General features: G+C 66.6%; 15 protein-coding genes. 6 read left to right on the top strand and 9 right to left on the bottom strand.

Annotated elements, in window-relative coordinates:
- Window positions 1-34 precede the first annotated feature (34 nt).
- The 4 genes from KO481_RS18425 to KO481_RS18440 all read right to left on the bottom strand — a co-directional run bounded on the left by KO481_RS18425 (window position 35) and on the right by KO481_RS18440 (window position 3,294).
- Entirely contained in the window at window positions 35-280 is a 246-nt protein-coding gene (locus KO481_RS18425; RefSeq protein ID WP_215918368.1) for a Smr/MutS family protein, read from the bottom strand.
- Between the two features lie 97 nt (window positions 281-377).
- Entirely contained in the window at window positions 378-1,472 is a 1,095-nt protein-coding gene (locus tag KO481_RS18430; protein WP_215918369.1) for an alkaline phosphatase family protein, read from the bottom strand.
- A complete protein-coding gene (locus KO481_RS18435) occupies window positions 1,472-2,740 on the bottom strand; it encodes an alkaline phosphatase family protein (RefSeq protein ID WP_215918370.1) in 1,269 nt (422 codons plus the stop codon). Before KO481_RS18435 ends, KO481_RS18430 begins: the two co-directional genes overlap by 1 nt.
- A 101-nt stretch (window positions 2,741-2,841) precedes the next feature.
- Entirely contained in the window at window positions 2,842-3,294 is a 453-nt protein-coding gene (locus tag KO481_RS18440; RefSeq protein WP_215918371.1) for a MarR family winged helix-turn-helix transcriptional regulator, read from the bottom strand.
- Window positions 3,295-3,341: 47 nt separating this feature from the next.
- Between KO481_RS18440 and KO481_RS18445 the strand changes: the two genes are divergently transcribed.
- Entirely contained in the window at window positions 3,342-4,034 is a 693-nt protein-coding gene (locus tag KO481_RS18445; protein ID WP_215918372.1) for a class I SAM-dependent methyltransferase, read from the top strand.
- 111 nt (window positions 4,035-4,145) lie between these two features.
- Here KO481_RS18445 and KO481_RS18450 read toward each other — a convergent pair whose 3' ends face one another.
- The 3 genes from KO481_RS18450 to KO481_RS18460 form a co-directional block, all read right to left on the bottom strand.
- Window positions 4,146-5,693 (bottom strand): GMC oxidoreductase, encoded by a 1,548-nt coding sequence (locus KO481_RS18450; RefSeq protein ID WP_245401063.1) that lies wholly within the window; start codon window positions 5,691-5,693, stop codon window positions 4,146-4,148.
- A gap of 212 nt (window positions 5,694-5,905) precedes the next feature.
- The gene (locus KO481_RS18455) at window positions 5,906-7,129 is read right to left on the bottom strand and encodes an Rv3212 family protein (RefSeq protein WP_215918374.1); all 1,224 of its coding nucleotides are present in this window, start codon (window positions 7,127-7,129) and stop codon (window positions 5,906-5,908) included.
- 380 nt (window positions 7,130-7,509) lie between these two features.
- The gene (locus tag KO481_RS18460; protein ID WP_215918375.1) at window positions 7,510-9,279 is read right to left on the bottom strand and encodes a DEAD/DEAH box helicase; all 1,770 of its coding nucleotides are present in this window, start codon (window positions 9,277-9,279) and stop codon (window positions 7,510-7,512) included.
- 358 nt (window positions 9,280-9,637) lie between these two features.
- Here KO481_RS18460 and KO481_RS18465 point away from each other — a divergent pair, with 358 nt between their 5' ends.
- Both KO481_RS18465 and KO481_RS18470 read left to right on the top strand, forming a co-directional pair.
- Window positions 9,638-10,336: a ferritin-like fold-containing protein gene (locus tag KO481_RS18465; RefSeq protein WP_215918376.1), complete on the top strand. Its 699-nt coding sequence runs from the start codon at window positions 9,638-9,640 to the stop codon at window positions 10,334-10,336.
- A gap of 98 nt (window positions 10,337-10,434) precedes the next feature.
- On the top strand, window positions 10,435-10,662 hold the full coding sequence (locus tag KO481_RS18470) for a DUF3107 domain-containing protein (protein WP_215918377.1): 228 nt from the start codon (window positions 10,435-10,437) through the stop codon (window positions 10,660-10,662).
- A gap of 76 nt (window positions 10,663-10,738) precedes the next feature.
- Here KO481_RS18470 and fasR read toward each other — a convergent pair whose 3' ends face one another.
- Window positions 10,739-11,398 carry an HTH-type transcriptional activator FasR gene (gene fasR / locus KO481_RS18475; RefSeq protein ID WP_215918378.1) on the bottom strand — a complete coding sequence of 220 codons (660 nt, stop codon included), beginning with the start codon at window positions 11,396-11,398 and terminating at the stop codon, window positions 10,739-10,741.
- Window positions 11,399-11,625: 227 nt separating this feature from the next.
- Here fasR and KO481_RS18480 point away from each other — a divergent pair, with 227 nt between their 5' ends.
- The 3 genes from KO481_RS18480 (at window position 11,626) to KO481_RS18490 (ending at window position 15,042) form a co-directional block, all read left to right on the top strand.
- Window positions 11,626-12,516: a DUF3152 domain-containing protein gene (locus tag KO481_RS18480; protein ID WP_308166666.1), complete on the top strand. Its 891-nt coding sequence runs from the start codon at window positions 11,626-11,628 to the stop codon at window positions 12,514-12,516.
- Window positions 12,517-12,748: 232 nt separating this feature from the next.
- Entirely contained in the window at window positions 12,749-13,933 is a 1,185-nt protein-coding gene (moeZ, locus tag KO481_RS18485; protein ID WP_215918379.1) for an adenylyltransferase/sulfurtransferase MoeZ, read from the top strand.
- 257 nt (window positions 13,934-14,190) lie between these two features.
- Window positions 14,191-15,042, top strand: coding sequence for a TIGR02569 family protein (locus tag KO481_RS18490; protein WP_215918380.1), 852 nt, complete (start codon window positions 14,191-14,193; stop codon window positions 15,040-15,042).
- A gap of 123 nt (window positions 15,043-15,165) precedes the next feature.
- Here the strand turns inward: KO481_RS18490 and KO481_RS18495 are convergent, their stop codons facing one another.
- Window positions 15,166-16,635, bottom strand: a complete 1,470-nt coding sequence (locus KO481_RS18495) for an MFS transporter (RefSeq protein ID WP_215918381.1) — start codon at window positions 16,633-16,635, stop codon at window positions 15,166-15,168.
- Between the last annotated feature and the right edge of the window lie 59 nt (window positions 16,636-16,694).

Genomic DNA, 16,694 nt, shown 5'->3' on the forward strand with positions numbered 1-16,694 from the left:
ATTCACGTGCTCGGCACACGAGCGGAGGGTAGGCCTACCGGAAGTACACCAGCACGCGGCCGGGGTTGGCGGGGTCGGTTTCCCTGCGCGCGTACAGCTTTCGGATGTGCTTCTGGTCGAGGAAGCGCAGCACGCGGGTGTGGAGCTGGCCGGAGCCCTTGCCCGGGATGATTTCGGCGACCGATGCCCCGGAGGCGGCCGAGGTGACGAGGAATTGGCGCATGGCCAGGTCGATGTCGCGGTTGTTCCGGAAGATGGGGTGGAGATCCAAACTGAGCACGATCAATCCTAAGTCTGGATCTGTCTGCCCTGGTCTCCATTCTTTCGTGAGAACATCAATCATCCCAGGCGGTGACCGGGTCGTGCCATCGGTCTGGTCAGTTCTTGCGGTTGAACACGTCCGTGCCGAACCGTGGCAAGCCGGGCGAGGCGGCGTAACCGAGATGCGGCAGGCCGAACGTGTCCTCGATGCTCGCCAGCAGCGAGTAGTGGTTGTACGGCGTATCGCTCCAGGTGTTCGGGGCGGTGTAGCGCGGGGAAATCACCAATGCACCGACGCGACCGCCACCCATACCGGTCAGGCCCGGCAGTGCCGCGTTCGGCCCGGGGCCCTCACCGCAGCATGCCGAGGCATCCTGTTGTGGCCCATCGGATTCGTCGAAGGTGATGATCAACACGCCGTCCTGTTGGAATGCCGGCGCGGATGCGATCACCGGAACCCATTGCCGCAGCCATGAATCCGCCGACGCCAGGCCGCCGGGCGCACCCGTCACGCAGGGCGAGTCATGTCCGTCGTCGCACAGGTTCGGGGTGATGAAGGAGAGGTTCGGTGTCGTGGATGGTTGCGCCAGATCGGTCTTCAACGCGGTCAAGTCGACGTCCCGGCTCTGGCAGTCCGGCGAATCGATGATCTCGTGGAAGTACACGAACGGGTTGTGCCGCGCCGCGTACTGACTGGTGGTCGTGGCCTTCTGGGTGGTGTCCTGGGTCCCGATGGCCGGATGCCGACACGGAGTCCCCATATCCTCCATGTAGCCCTTCCAGGTCTTGCCCGCGGCGCTGAGCTGGCCCGCGAGAGTGTGCACCGAGGTCGGATAGACACACCCCTGGCCCACCGCCTGCTGTGGTGGCACCGTGCCGGTGGCGGCGAAATCGGTGTAGATCTGGCAATCGGCCTGAGTTTGCGTGTTCGGGCCTTGACCCGATATCTGCGCGATGTAGTTGTCCAGGCTGTTGTGCCCGATACCGTAATACTGCGACAGCAGCACACCCTGAGCGCGCAGCGTCCGGCTCAGATACGGCGCCGCCGAAGAGGCGCCCCAGGTCTCGTCGAAGCCCTTGTTCTCCAGCTGAATGATGAAAACGTGTCCCCCCGACGGCACCGCGGCGGCCGCGGGTCGGCTCGCACCCGTAGTCAGCGCGGATACGACCAGCGCTACGACGGCACAGAAATAGGTGAATCGTCGGGTCATCAGACACTCCATTTCAGCGAGGCGGCCAGTGATTGCAGGGCGTTCCAGTCCTCGAAGTCCGCGACGACGGCCGGTGCGCACACGCCGCCGGCCATCGGTGGTACGACCCATTGCGGCGCAGCGTGATTCGGCGCACTGCTGAAGTCGAGAACCTCGGCGAGGTTGTTGGCATTCGTGTCGCGCGGCGTCAAAGGTGCTAGTCCCCAACGCCATTCGATGGCCTTCAGCACCGACGTGTGATCGTAGACGTTCTTCGCGACGTAACCGCGCCGTGCCAGCGGCGATATCACCAGGCATGGCACCCGGAACCCACGTAGTCCCCAATCCGGGTTCGCATCCGGTGCGACCTGCGGACGAACGTGATCGAAGAACCCGCCCCACTCGTCGTAGTTGATGATCAGCAGTGTGCGTGACCAGGCCGGGCTGCTGGTGACCGCCCTGTACACCTGGTTCAGGAATATCTGTCCAGCCCGGATATCGGCATGCGGGTGATCGTCGGCCGAGGTTCCGGTGTCCTCGTCGAGGAATTTGGGATCGACGAAGGAGACCTGGGGCAGCGTCCCGGCCGCACAATCGGTGAGGAACGCGCTGAACGGGTGGCTGATCGGCAGGTATTTGGTGCCCCAGAGCGCCAGGAAGGGCACGTCGTTGTAGTAGTAGCGGCCCTGCAGTCCGGCCGCTGCCAGGCGATCCCAGATCGTAGGCAGGGTCGAGATGGTGGTCGAGTTGTGGATGCGGTCCGTTTGCGCCGCATGCTGATAGAAGCGGTTCGGATAGGTCTCGGCCATGATCGCGGAGAAGTAGTTGTCGCACACGGTCCATGCGGGTGCGGCATTGCCGTAGAAGCCCAGATCACCCGATTGGTAATAGCCGATGCAGAATTCGTCGTTCTGGCCCGCCCGCAGCCACCCGTCACAAGCTCCGTTGTTGTACTCGACGCGTCCGCCCTCGAACGAATGGTCCGGATCGTTGTACTGGCAACCCTGGGTGGTCTGCAGGTGAAAAGTGTTGTGCGGCTGACCATTTTTGTCGAGGTAGGTCAGCCCTGCCTGTTTCCCGTTCGCCCCGGGCAGCCATCCCAGATAGTGATCGAACGATCGGTTTTCCATCATGACCACAACGATGTGATCGATGCCGGAGTCCGCGGGCACGGGTAGCGGCGCTGCCGTTGCCCGGGGACTCTTCGAGGTGATTGCGGCACCGAGTGCGGCCATACCGGCACCGGCGAGCACGGCTCGGCGGGTGGTGCGAGGGGATGAATCTGTCACGCAATAAACATCGCGCCTGCGATTACTCAAAGGTAGCCAGAGTGGTACGGCTTTGCGAGAACCGCATGAACACTAACAGTCGCAAGCCCGCTGCTGGTTCGCTAGGGATGCGAGGGTTCGGGTGGGGATGGGTGGGGGGAACCGGCGACGCCGAGCAGACGGCGTAATTCGCGGCGATCGGGGGCGGTGAGGTTGGACAGGGCTCGGCGTTCGGCCTCGAGCATGAGGGGATCTATACGGTCCAGGAGGGATCTGCCGTCGCGGGTGAGGGTGGTGGGGAGGGAGCGGCCGGACGATGCGGTGGTGGGGCGGGCTACCAGGCCGCGGGCCTGGAGCTCGCGGATCACCTTGTTCATCGCCTGCGGTGAGACCCCGGCGTTGCGTGAGAGTTGCGCGTTGGACTGCTCGGGGGACTGGGACAGCATGCGCAGGCAGAGATATTCGGGGAAGGCCAGTTCCAGCGGTTCCAGCACCGTCGCGGTCACCTCGGCGCGCAACGCCGACATCACTCGGTACAGAAGGTAACCGAGGGGCTTTTCCTCGAAACCCTCCATGCCGAACATCTTGACACATATCAACCAGGTTGACATACCATAGGGAGATGACGAGTCCTTCGAATGAAGCGATGTTCGAATCCGCCTACCGTGGCCAGGCTCCCGAACTGGGTGAGGGGAACCGGCCGCCGTGGAGTCTCGGGGAACCTCAGCCCGAGATCGCCGCGCTCATCGACGGGGGGAAGTTCCACGGCGAGGTGCTCGACGCCGGCTGCGGTGAGGCCGCGGCGTCGCTCTATCTCGCCGAAAAGGGTTTCACGACAGTCGGTCTCGACCAGTCATCCACGGCCGTCGAACTCGCGCGCGCCGAGGCCGCTCGGCGCGGCCTGGCCAACGCCAGCTTCGAGGTCGCCGACATCAGCTCGTTCACCGGCTACGACGGGCGCTTCGGCACCATCGTCGACAGCACCCTGTTCCACTCGATGCCGGTCGAATTGCGCAAGGGCTACCAGGAATCCATCGTGCGCGCCGCGGCCCCCGGCGCCTCCTACTTCGTGCTGGTCTTCGACCGCGGCGCGCTGCCCGAACAGGCCCCGGTCAACCCCGTCACCGAGCAGGAGTTGCGGGAAGTAGTCGGTGCGTACTGGACGATCGATGAGATCCGCCCGGCCCGCATTCACGCCAACATCCCGGACAATTTCGCCGGCTTCGGGGATTTCGTCCGGGAGGAAGGCCTCCGCGACGAGGGCCCGGGCCGCAAATCGGTACCCGCCTGGCTGCTGTCGGCACACCTGGCCTGAACCGGGGCGCACCGTCGTTCGCCGTGTGCTCGGTGACGCCCTGGGGCGGCACCGAGCGGTCCGCGGCCGCTGGCCGATTCCGGTCTGCGGACGCGGACGTCGAACGGCGGCTCACGCAAAATCGGCGGCGATGATCGTCTCGATATTGCGTTCGGCGAGGGCGGTGATGGTCAGGAACGGGTTGACCCCGGTGCTGCCGGGTATGAGAGAGCCGTCCATGACGTACAGGCCCGAATATCCGCTGAGGCGACCGTAATTGTCGGTGGACTGCCCGAGCAGACATCCACCGAGGGGGTGATAGACGAAGTCGTCGCCCCAAATTTTGTACGTGCCGAAGAGATCCGACCGGTAGACCGTGCCCGCCTTGGCGTTGATGGCGTCGAACACGCGCTTGGCCGCGGTGATCGAGGGCTGGGTGTAGGACGCCTGCCAGGACAGGTCGACCCCGCCGGTCGTCGAGTTGTAGCTGAACTTACCGCGGTTGGGATTCTCGGTGATGGCCAGATAGAGGTTGACGCCGTTCTCGGTACTCGTTGGGAACGGAGCGATTTCGGCGAATACCGGCCCCCCGGAATCGGCCCAGTTATTGATACCCATGCAGGGGATCGCCGATTGCGTCGCCCCGGTCAGATCCAACCCGGCCCGCCCTACCATCACATTGCCGTTATTGCCCCAGCCGGAGCCGACGGTGCTCGACAGATTCGGCAGCTTGCCCGTCGCCAGCATGGTGACCAGTAGTTTGCTGGTGCCGACACTTCCGGCGCTGAAGAACACCTTGTCCGCGGTGACGGTCTTGGTGGCGACGGTGTTGCCCAGCACATCGGTCTGGGTGATCACGATGGTGTATCCGGTGGTCGCCGGTGCAACGCTGGTGACCTTGTGCAGTGGCGAGATGCTCAGGTTGCCGGTTGCCGCGGCCACTGCGAGATACGTCTTGTCGAGCGACTTCTTCCCGTAATTGTTGCCGTAGATGACCTCCTCGGCGAGCGCCGACTTCGTTGCGGTGCCGGCCTGTTCCTGCTTCATATAGCCGAAGTCGTAGACGTTGGGCACGAATACCGTCGAATAGCCCGCGTTGTTGGCGGTCTTCTGGCTGACCCGGGCGTATTCGTAGCATGCCGCGGAGGCGAACCAGGTCTGGTCGATCGTATTGACCCCGAGACCGGCCTCGGCCCGCGGGAAATAGGTCGAGTACATCGAGGTCATATCGACCGACGGCAGCACGGTTGCCAGATAGCTCTGCAGGGGCCGCGGCGCCATGCCGCCATTGACCAGCGACCCGCCGCCGACGCCTCGGCCCTGGTACACGCGGGTCGCTGCGAAATGTTCCGAATCCAGTACGCCGGCGTCACTGGGACTGATCGACTTGTTGATGTCGATTCCGAGAAAATATCCCACCGGCTGATCGGTCTTCGTCCGGAACCAATACGACCGCTGATCCGGATTCAGCATGTTGCAGAAGATTTTTCCGTCCGATCCGGCGGTGGTCCAGCTCTGCCCCATCTCGACCATCGCGACCTTCTTCCCGGCCTGGCACAGCCGCAGCGCGGCGACCGCCCCGCCGTAACCGCTGCCGATGATCAGGATCGGCACGTGATCCCCATTACCGATGGGCGCGGCCGTCGCCTTTGCCGTCCACGCCGCCGGATTCAGCGTCATCGCCCCCGCCGCCAACGCTGCCCCCGCTAAAAATCTCCGGCGAGTTACCCTGTGGCGCATACTATTACGGGCCACCAGACGTCTGTCGAACATGACCGAGCCTTTCGCAACGAGGTCTATGACCGCCTCGAATCGGCAGACTGTAACAGGTTTCAGTTGAAGCTCGAAGCGAAATCGTCGCCGACGGGTGTGCGGAGGCCGGACCCGAGGGCCTACGGCCGGCCGAGAGCGTACAGCTGCCCGCCGCGTCGCTCGAGGATGGTGTTGCCGACGACGGCCAGGGAGATCGGGCCGTTGTTGTAGTTGCTGCGCTGCACCGGAATTCGCGTCGTCTCCGCGCCCGTCTCGGGATTGAGGGCCGCGATGCCGCCCGCCACCGGGACGATGATCTGGTCGGCCATCAGGGCGGGGGAGCCCAGGGCTTCGGTGCTGGACCACATCGGGTCGAAGGTGGTGGCGTTCAGGGCGATCACGCTGCGACCGGTGAAGACCAGGTACGCCGACCCGATGTGGGTGGTGGACATGTCCGGCGAGAGCGGTTCGGTGAGCTGGTGTTCGGCAATGGAATTCGCGGTGGCGTCGTAGATCTCGAATTCCGGTGGGCTGGTGGCTGTTCCGGGCAGGTAGAGCGCGATCCGGTTGTCCGACACCGCGATCACGCGGGCGCCGTCGACGGCCGCGCCGGGCTCGGTCAGCACGTGGGAGCCGTACTCCTCGGGCACCGTGGCGTCCTTGGGCACCGGATTCTGCACGCTGAGCCGGTCCGAGCCGTCGCCGGGGCAGCGCTCGAGCACGGCCAGGCGGGTGCTGCTCGACCCCGAGGACAACAGGGTGCAGCCCGTGCGGGGCTGGGTCTTGGTGTTCACGGGCGCGTCGACGTAGCCGAATTCCAGGGTGCGCACCAGATCCGAGCGCCACACCTCGAGCCGATCCGAGCCCTGGGCCAGGAAATAGGTGCCGTCCGAGGTCAGCGTGATCGCGTGATCCATATAGCTGCTGCGCGCGGTGCGACGGGCGCCGCTGTCGGCCGCCAGCATCGTGGTCTGGCTGCAGCCCCGCCCATCGCGGTAGGTGACCACGGCCGTGCCGTACTGCGCCTCCACCCCGCACAGCGGGATATCGCGCTGATACTTCCAGAGCTGCTTACCGGTCACCGGGTCGAGCCCGGCCACCGTGCCGCCGTCACCGGTGACCGCGACCCCGCCCGATGTCAGCGCGCGCAGGGCCGCCCCGTCGGGTGCGTGCCAGAGCTCGCGCAGGGACTGCGGCAACTGCGCGGCGGCCGGGGGCTGGGTGGCAGGCTGGGCGGCGGGCTCGGAGGTGGTCCCGCGCGCGTCGCTGATCGACCACACGATGATGATCGCGATCACCACGGCGAGGGCGATCGCAACCGCTGCATAGATATCGGCGCGCGTCCGCCGCTCGGGTGCGAGCACGTCAGCGAGACTAGCCGATCGAACTGAGACACACCTGATCGTGCCGTCGGCGCGCGGCGGCCACCAGCGCCCGGCTCGGGTCTCGTTCGGCGCTCCCGCAGGGACCTGACCCGCGGTTCCGGATCGCCCCCACGGCATCCGGCGGCGCCGGGCGGCCAGCGCGTCGTGGGCCCGCATCACCTGCCGTGCGCGGCGGGAACCACGCCTCGCGGAGGATGCGGGATCGGTGGGCCGGTGGTTCTGGACGACCACGCCGGGTTGACCGAGTGCGGCGGAGCGTATGGGCCGGGACGAGCGTTACGGCGGCTGCGCCGGGACGACGGAGGCCGTCGCGGATGTCCGCGACGGCGTCCGGCCGGATCGGTTTCGCTACCGGGGAATCAGGCCGATGCGGGGACCGGCGTGTCGGCCTGCGCGCTCCCGCTGTCGGCTCCCGCGGGCTTGCGACGGCGCCGCCGACGACGGGCGGGCTTTGCGGCCTCGTCACCCTCATCGGTGGTCGCGGCATCATCGGCGGACCCGGCGGTGTCCACGGATGCGGCCTCGTCGGAGTCCGCCGCGGCCGACTCCTGCGCACCCTCTGCGGCGGCATCCGCGTCACCTGGGGAGCGGCGACGACGACGGCGACGGGCCGGTTTCACCGAGCCCTCGTCCGAATCGGTTTCGGCGGCAGGCGAATCGGTGGCCTCGTCGTCGATATCGGTTGTGCCCTCGGCATTTTCGGTGCCCTCGACCGGCTGCCCGCCCCGGGTGCGGCGGCGGTTGCGCTGGCGCGGGGCGCGCGGCTCGCGCTCCACCACGACCGCGTCCTCGTCGCGTTCCACCTTGCGGCGCAGCGTGCCCGTCGCGCCCTCGGGGATGCCCAGCTCCGAAAACAGGTGCGGCGAGCGCGAATACGTCTCCACAGCCTCCGGAATCCCGAGCCCCAGCGCGGAGTCGATGGCCGACCACCGGTTGAGCTCGTCCCAGTCGACCAGGGTGATCGCGACGCCCGTGCGACCGGCGCGACCGGTGCGGCCGATGCGGTGCACGTAGGTCTTCTCGTCCTCCGGGCACTGGTAGTTGATGACGTGGGTGACATCGTCGATGTCGATGCCGCGGGCGGCCACGTCGGTGGCGACCAGCACGTCGATCTTGCCCTTGCGGAACTTGTCCAGCGCCTTCTCGCGCTGGACCTGGCCCAGGTCGCCGTGCACGGCGCCGACCGCGAAGCCGCGCTCGGCCAGATCGTCGGCGACCTTCTGCGCGGTGCGCTTGGTGCGCGTGAAGATCATGGTCGCGCCGCGCTCGGAGGCCTGCAGGATGCGCGCGACCAGCTCGCTCTTGTCCAGCGCGTGGGCGCGGTAGACGAACTGCGCGGTGCGATCGTGCACGGCCGAATCGTGCGGCTCCTCGGCCCGGATGTGGGTGGGCTTGTGCAGGAAGGTGCGCGCCAGGGTGATGATCGGGCCGGGCATGGTCGCGGAGAACAGCATCGTCTGCCGCTTCTCGGGGACCATTCTCAGAATGCGCTCGATATCGGGCAGGAAGCCCAGATCCAGCATCTCGTCGGCCTCGTCGAGCACCAGCACGCCGACCTTGCCGAGGATGAGGTGCTGCTGCTCGGCCAGGTCCAGCAGGCGGCCCGGGGTGCCGACGACCACGTCGACCCCGGCGCGCAGCGCCTCGATCTGGCTCTCGTACGGGCGGCCGCCGTAGATGGAGGTCACCTTCAGCGAGCCCTGATGATTGCTCAGATATTTGCCCGCATTCTCCAGATCCTGGGTGACCTGGATGCACAATTCGCGCGTGGGCACGATGACCAGCGCCCGCGGCGTGCCGTCCAGTGCGGTGGTGCCCGAATCCGCGGTGGAAATGCGGTGCAGCAGCGGCACGCCGAATCCGAAGGTCTTACCCATACCGGTGCGCGCCTGGCCGATCAGATCCTCACCGGCCAGCGCGAGCGGCAGGGTGAGTTCCTGGATGGCGAAAGTACGTTCGATTCCGATCTCGCCGAGTGCGCGCACGATTTCCGGGCGCACTCCCAATTCGGTGAATGTCGGTGCGGTGTGTGTGGGGTCGAGTTCTGCTGTCAGCAGCGTATCGGTCAACCCCGGTTCCTGTTCCACAGTGATCTTGCTCAGGTTCTTGCCTTCCTCGCGGTATCGCATCTCGCGCGCACGAGGTGTGGGGCGGACCCGGCGGTCCACTCTCGGCCACATATCCGGCGGTTTGTACCACCTCGGCCGCTGCGGGATGCCGGTGGCGGCATCAACCTGGCGCGGCGCATCGGTGTTGCGGATCTGGTGCGCGCACATTTTCCATTTGGGCGACGGCCCTCTGCTCGATCTTGAACCTGCCCCGTCACGAACTGGTACCCGAGCGGAAATTTCCGTTGCCCACGCAGATTGTAGCGTGATATCTTCCGTCGCCCGATTTCCGCCGTCGCAATTGCGATATCCGGGTGTGCCGGATTTGAAGTCTCGTCCGGTGGTGTGCGCCGCGGCACCCCCTACTAGGGTGGAGGCCATGGGAGCAAACCCGCCTGCCGCGCTGGATATTTCGTCCGATTCCACCGTTCGCATCCCCGCCGATCACCCCGGGGTAACCGATCTGTTCGCCGTGCTCGCCTACGGCGAGATCTCCGCGTTCTACCGGCTCGCGGAGGAAGCGAAGCTGTCTCCGACGCTCCGGGGCAAGGTCTCGGTCGCCTCGATGGCCGCCGCGGAGATGGGCCACTTCCAGACCCTGGAGGATGCCCTGGCCCAGCGGGGCGTCGAGGTGTTCGACGCGATGGCGCCGTTCGTGCGCGCGCTGGACGCCTATCACGATTCGACCGACCCCTCGACCTGGCTCGAGTCGATGGTGAAGTTCTACGTCGGCGACGGCATCGCCGCGGACTTCTACACCGTGCTGGCCAGCGCGCTGGCGCCCGAGGTGGCCGCGGTCGTGCGCGATGTGCTCGCCGAGACCAACCACTCGCAGTTCGTCGTCGAGGAGGTGCGCCGCGCGGTCGCCGACTCCCGCTCCCAGCGCGACCGGCTCACCCTGTGGGGCCGCCGCCTGCTGGGCGAGGCGATCACCCAGGCGCAGTGGGTCATGGCCCAGCGCGACGAGCTCACCGAGCTGGTGCTGGTGGCCACCGGCGATCTCAATGGCGTGGCGGCGCTGTTCGAGCACATGCAGAACAGCCACGCCGAGCGCATGCGAGTACTGGGTCTGGGCTGAGCGCCTGGTCCGCGCACAAGTTCGCTCACAGCGTTACATTCGCCCGCTCGTCCTGCATTAGCCTTGTGCAGACTGGAACTGGACTTAGGAGGATGGCCGTGGAGGTCAAGATCGGTATCTCGGACAGCCCACGCGAGCTCGTGATCACCAGCTCGCAGACCCCGGAAGAGGTCGAGGCGTTGGTGACCGGTGCGCTGAGCGCCAAGGAGGGCGTGGTGTCGCTGACCGACGAGAAGGGCCGCAAGTACCTGATCCAGGCGGCCAAGGTCGCGTACGTCGAGATCGGCACCTCCGCCCAGGGCCGCGTGGGTTTCGCCGCGGTCTGAGCTCCCGCTGAGCAACGCAAATCCGGGCCTCGACTGAAAGTCGAGGCCCGGATTTGCGTTTGGGGAAGGCGGGAGCCTAGTGGTGCAGGGGCACGGTTTTCAGGCCGCCCCAGCACAGGGAGACGGTGGTGTCGACGGCCTCTTCCTTCGGAATCGGGCGGTCGGCCTCGAGCCAGTAGCGGGCGGTGATCTGGCTCGCGCCGACCAGGCCGACGGCGAGGATGCGGGCGCGGTAGGGGTCGAGCCCGGAGTCGTGGGCCACCAGATCGAAGACCGCGTCCACGCACGCCTCGGTGGCCTGCTCGACGCGGCGCTGCACCTGCGGCTCGCTGGTCAGGTCGGACTCGAAGACCAGACGGAAGCCCTGGGTGTCGTGATCGACGAAATCGAAGTAGGCGGCCACGGCCGCGCGCACGCGCTGCTTGTTGTCGGTGGTGGAGCGCAGCGCCTGGCGCACGCTCGACACCAGCGCGTCGATGTAGTTCTGCAGCACCGCCAGATACAGCTCCAGCTTGCTCGAAAAGTGCTGGTAGAGTACGGGTTTGGAGACACCCGCGCACTGCGAGATCTCGTCCATGCCGGCCGCGTGGTAGCCGCGTAGCACGAAGACCTCGCTGGCCGCAGTCAGCAGCTGCGCCCGGCGGGCATCGCGGGGCAGGCGGGTTCCTCGCTTGCTCGGCGCCATGGTCTCGGACGACAGTCTGGACGACGTCATCCGGTCCACGAGGTCTGTCATTTCGGCTCTCCCAATCGATTCCCGGCGGAAAAGGTATGCACGGGTATCCCACGAACGATACTCGTCCGTGCCCCGCGGTGCTGATCCCGGTAGTTATTGGCAACATGTCAGTAACTTGCCGTCGTAAGCAATCTCGCACAACCGTGTGAAAAACCGCAACCGTTTCCGCTAAGTCAGCTAAGTGAGATCCAGCGTACTGGCGTGCCAGGTGTGGGAGTCTGAACTGCGTGACCGACCATCGGGACGGATCATCGGACGGTAGGGCCGCACGCGGCCCCGTCGATGCGGTCATGGCCTACGCGTTGCCCGTGCTCTTCCTGCTGACGGCACTGGTGATCGCGGATGCGGTCAAGGGGGGTGGCGGGCCCCGCGTCGCCGTCGCCGGCGGACCCGGGCTCGGACACCTGAGCCCCAACGGCCGCAACAGCGGCATCATCGGCGGTCCACCGGCCGGTGACGGCAGGTTCGCGGCGAACCTGCCGACCGGGGCGCTGCCGGACGGCGGCGCGTTCACCGAGGCCGGCGCCGGGGACTGGCATGTCGTCCCGGGTACCTCCGCGCCGGTCGGCGCCGGGCAGCAACACACGTTCACCTACACCGTCGAGATCGAGAACGGGGTCGACACCTCGGGATTCGGCGGCGACGGCTCGGTCGCCAGCATGGTCGAGGCGACCCTGGCCAATCCCAAGAGCTGGATCAGCGACCCCCGCTTCGGCTTTCGCCGCATCGATTCCGGCGAGCCGGACTTCCGGGTCTCGCTGACCTCCCACAACACCACCGAATCCGCCTGTGGTTTCGAGATCCCGATCGACTCCTCCTGCTACAACTCCGATCTGGGCCGCGTGGTGCTCTCGGAGGTGCGCTGGGTGCGCGGGGCCCTGGCCTTCGAGGGCGACATCGGCTCGTATCGCCAGTACCAGATCAACCACGAGGTCGGCCACGCCCTCGGCTATCACGAGCATCAACCGTGCGCGTCGGAGGGCGGGCTGGCGCCGGTGATGATGCAGCAGACCTTCGGCACCCGCAACGACGACATCGCCGCCCTCGACCCTCAGGGCGTGGTGCCCAAGGACGGCAAGACGTGCCGATTCAACCCGTGGCCCTTCCCCCGCGGATGAGCGGCTCCCCCGCCTCCCCGCGACTTCAGCGTGCCGCTGCTTGCCGCGAGACCTGCTCGTCGGGCCGGCGGGTGACGGCCCGCTCGCGGTGGGCCCGTCCCCGGTGAGTTACCCATGTGCCCACGAGATCAGTTGTCGCTTTGGCATGCTCTCGGTGGGCCGGTGGGAAGAAGGTTTCGATTCGGTGTGTTGCATAGTTGTGCACATCGAATTCGATGAAGGAGTTCAGGACGTGTCATCACCGAAGCCCCTGCCGCCGTTGGTCGAGCCGGCCGGCGAGCTGAGCCGGGAGGAGGTCGGTCGCTACAGCCGCCACCTGATCATTCCCGATCTGGGCGTGGACGGGCAGAAGCGGCTGCGCAATGCCAAGGTGCTGGTGATCGGTGCGGGCGGGCTGGGCTCGCCGGCGCTGCTGTATCTGGCCGCGGCCGGGGTCGGCACCCTGGGCATCGTGGAATTCGACGAGGTGGACTCGTCGAACCTGCAGCGTCAGATCATCCACGGCGAATCCGATATCGGCCGTAGCAAGGCCGACAGCGCGCGGGACTCGATTCTGGAGATCAATTCCGGAATCGACGTGGTGCTGCACAAGTTCCGGCTCGACAACGACAACGCGGTGGAGCTGTTCCGGCAGTACGACCTCATCGTCGACGGCACCGACAACTTCGCCACCCGCTACCTGGTCAACGACGCCGCGGTGCTAGCCGGCAAGCCCTACGTGTGGGGCTCGATCTACCGGTTCGAGGGCCAGGTCTCGGTGTTCTGGGAGGACGCGCCGGACGGGCGCGGCATCAACTACCGCGACCTGTACCCCGAGGCCCCGCCGCCGGGCATGGTGCCCTCCTGCGCCGAGGGCGGCGTACTGGGCGTGTTGTGCGCCTCGATCGGCTCGATCATGGTGACCGAGGCCATCAAGCTGATCACCGGCATCGGTGAGCCGCTGCTGGGCCGGCTGATGGTGTACGACGCACTGGACATGAGCTACCGGACCATCAAGCTGCGCCGCGATCCCGAGCGGGCGCCGATCACCGAGCTGATCGACTACGACGCGTTCTGCGGCGTGGTGTCCGAGGAGGGCCAGGCCGCCGCGGCCGGTTCGACGATCACCGCGCGCGAGCTCAAGGACATGCTCGACGCGGGCAAGGACGTCGCGATCGTGGACGTGCGCGAACCCGTGGAATGGGACATCGTCCGGATCGAGGGCGCGCAGCTGATCCCCAAGGACCGCATCCTGTCCGGTGCGGCCCTGGCCGAGCTGCCGCAGAATCGCCCGATCGTGCTGCACTGCAAGACCGGTATCCGCTCGGCCGAGGCCCTCGCGGCGCTCAAGCAGGCCGGTTTCTCCGACGCGACTCATCTGCAGGGCGGAATCATTGCCTGGGCCAAGCAAATAGACCCCTCGCTGCCGGTCTACTGACTGATCCGCCTCCCCGCGACTTCAGCGTGCCGCTGCCTGCCATGAGACCTGCTCGTCGGGCCGGCGGGTGACGGCCCGCTCGCGGTGGGCCGGTACCCGGTGAGTTACCCATGTGCTCACGAGATCAGTCGTCGCGTTGGCATCGCCCTTCAAGAGTGCGGCAACATCTGCGTCGGCGACCGGCGGTTGGCATGGTAGGCAGTGTGGTCCCGGCGCGGCGCAGGTATAGACGCGCGGGTCGGGAGTAGCGTACTGCCGTGACTTCTGTGGAACCCCCCGAGCACGTCAGGGCCACATTCGGTCTTCGCGAAGTGATGCCGGTCCCGCTGGGGGATTGGGACGGCGGCTGGCGATGCGGGGACGTGGTGCTGTCCCCGGTCGCCGATCACGCGCGATCCGCGTGGTCGGCGAAGGTGCGTGAGACGCTCCAGGTGGACGGGCTGCGGCTGGCGCGGCCGGTGCGGGCCACCGATGGGCGCTACGTGGTCTCCGGTTGGCGTGCGGACACTTTCCTCGAAGGCACGCCCGAACCCCGGCACGACGAGGTGGTGTCGGTCTCGCTGCGGCTGCATTCGGCCACCGCGAAACTCGAGCGGCCGCGTTTTCTGGTGCAGCAGCCCATCGCGCCGTGGATGGACGTGGACGTCTTCGTCGCCGCGGACAGTGCCGCCTGGGAGCCGGTGCCGCTACGCGGCCTCGAGAACGGGGGCATGCTCGCGGTCACCACGCCGGACGGGCAGCGCAGCATCGAGATGCTCACTCAGCTGGCGACCCTTCGCAAACCGGTGCAGACCCCGCCGCAACTGGTGCACGGCGATCTGTTCGGAACCGTGCTGTTCGGCGGTGCCCTCACCCCGGGCCTGACCGATATCACCCCGTATTGGCGGCCCGCGCCGTGGGCGGCCGGGGTGATCGTGGTCGACGCGCTGGCCTGGGGCGGCGCGGACGAGGGGCTGCTCGAGCGATGGTCGGATCTGCCGGAATGGTCGCAGATGATGTTGCGGGCGGTCATGTTCCGGCTCGCGGTGCATGCGCTGCACCCGCGCTCGACGCCGGAGGCATTTCCGGGGCTTGCGCATACCGCCGATATGGTGCGGCTGCTGGTGTGAAAAGGGGAGTGCGGTCGTCGCCGTATCTCGGCCGGCGACGACCACACTCGGTAACCCGGCAGGGTCAGGGCCGGATCACTGCGGCACATTCCGCCTTTACATAGTGGCCCGGCGACCCTGTTTCTAAACGTTCGCGTACGCCAGGGACGGAATCCTGTCCACCGCGAACGCCGATCGCAGATAGAACCACCAGGTGACCCCGCCCAGGACGAGGAACTCCACCACATACAGCCACATCGCCGGGGCCATCCCGCCGAAATGAATGCTGGACTCGCGCAAGACCTGCTGCAGCAGCCAGCCACCGGACGCGCCCACCGCGCCGACCACACCGATCGCCGCACCGGCTTGGCGCTTGGCCGCGATCACCGCGGTCGACGGGTCCCGCCCGGCCTCCGAGGCGCGGCGCGCGGCCTCGGCGCCGAAGATGGACGGGATCATCCGGTAGGTGGAGCCGTTGCCGACGCCGCTGAGCACGAACAGCAGCAGGAAGGCGACGAGGTAGAGCGGGAAGCTCTTGGCGGACAGTCCGATTACGGTCAGCACCGTCGCGGCGGCCATGCCGACGAAGACGTAGGCGGTGATCCGCGCGCCGGTCAGCCGGTCGGCGATCCATCCGCCGAACGGGCGGCTCAGCGAGCCCACGAGCGCGCCCAGGAACGCCAGATTTCCGATGGTGCTGAGCCAGCCGATCCTGGCCAATTCCGGGAAATTGGACTTGATGAGCGTGGGAAATGCGAAGGAGTATCCGATGAACGATCCGAACGTGCCGACATAGAGCAGCGCCATGATCCAGGTGTGCCGGTTGGTCAGCGCCAGCCGATAGGAACTGCCGTCGGCCTTGGCATTGGCGATCGAATCCATGTATCGCAGCGCGGCGAACATCGCGATCAGAATGAACGGTATCCAGACCAGCACCGACAGGGTGATGCCGAAACGGTAACCCGCGGGATTCTTGGCCATGAGGTGGGTGCCCAGGGTAATGATCAACGGGACGAACAACTGGGTCTGTGCCACACCCAAATTACCGCCCGCGGCGTTGATGCCCAGGGCCGCCCCCTTTTTCCCTTCCGGGTAGAAGAAATTGATATTGGCCATCGAGGAGGAGAAATTGCCGCCGCCGACGCCGGCCAGCATGGCCAGCACCATGAAGACCCAGAACGGGGTGCTCGGCTGATTGATGAAATAGGCCAGGCCGAGCGTCGGGATCAGCAGCATGCTCGCGCTGAATACGGTGAATGCCCGGCCGCCGAATTTCGGAATGGCGAAGGTGTAGGGGATGCGCAGCGCCGCGCCGACCAGGGTGGGGGTCGAGGTGAGCAGCAGCGAATTCCCTACTGCCGCAGCGCCTGTCATGTAATGGAAACCCGCCGAACCCATGGCGGTGACCACGCTGGCCCACAGCACCCAGACGCTGAAGCCGAGGTTCTCGGAGAACACCGACATGATCAGGTTCTTGCGTGCGGTCTGCCGCCCGCCGTTCTCCCAGAAGGTTGCGTTGTCGGGCTCCCAGTGGTCGAGCCAGCGTCCCCGGCGTCGATAGGTGAATGCCGGTGTGTCCGGCGCGGCGGTGTGCGCTGCGGCTTCGATCGTCATCGGCGCTTTCCTCTCGGGAATGAGTCGCCGTTCACGGTACGAACGCGCCGTTACGCGGG

Source organism: Nocardia albiluteola (assembly GCF_018860155.1).
Classification (GTDB): domain Bacteria; phylum Actinomycetota; class Actinomycetes; order Mycobacteriales; family Mycobacteriaceae; genus Nocardia; species Nocardia albiluteola.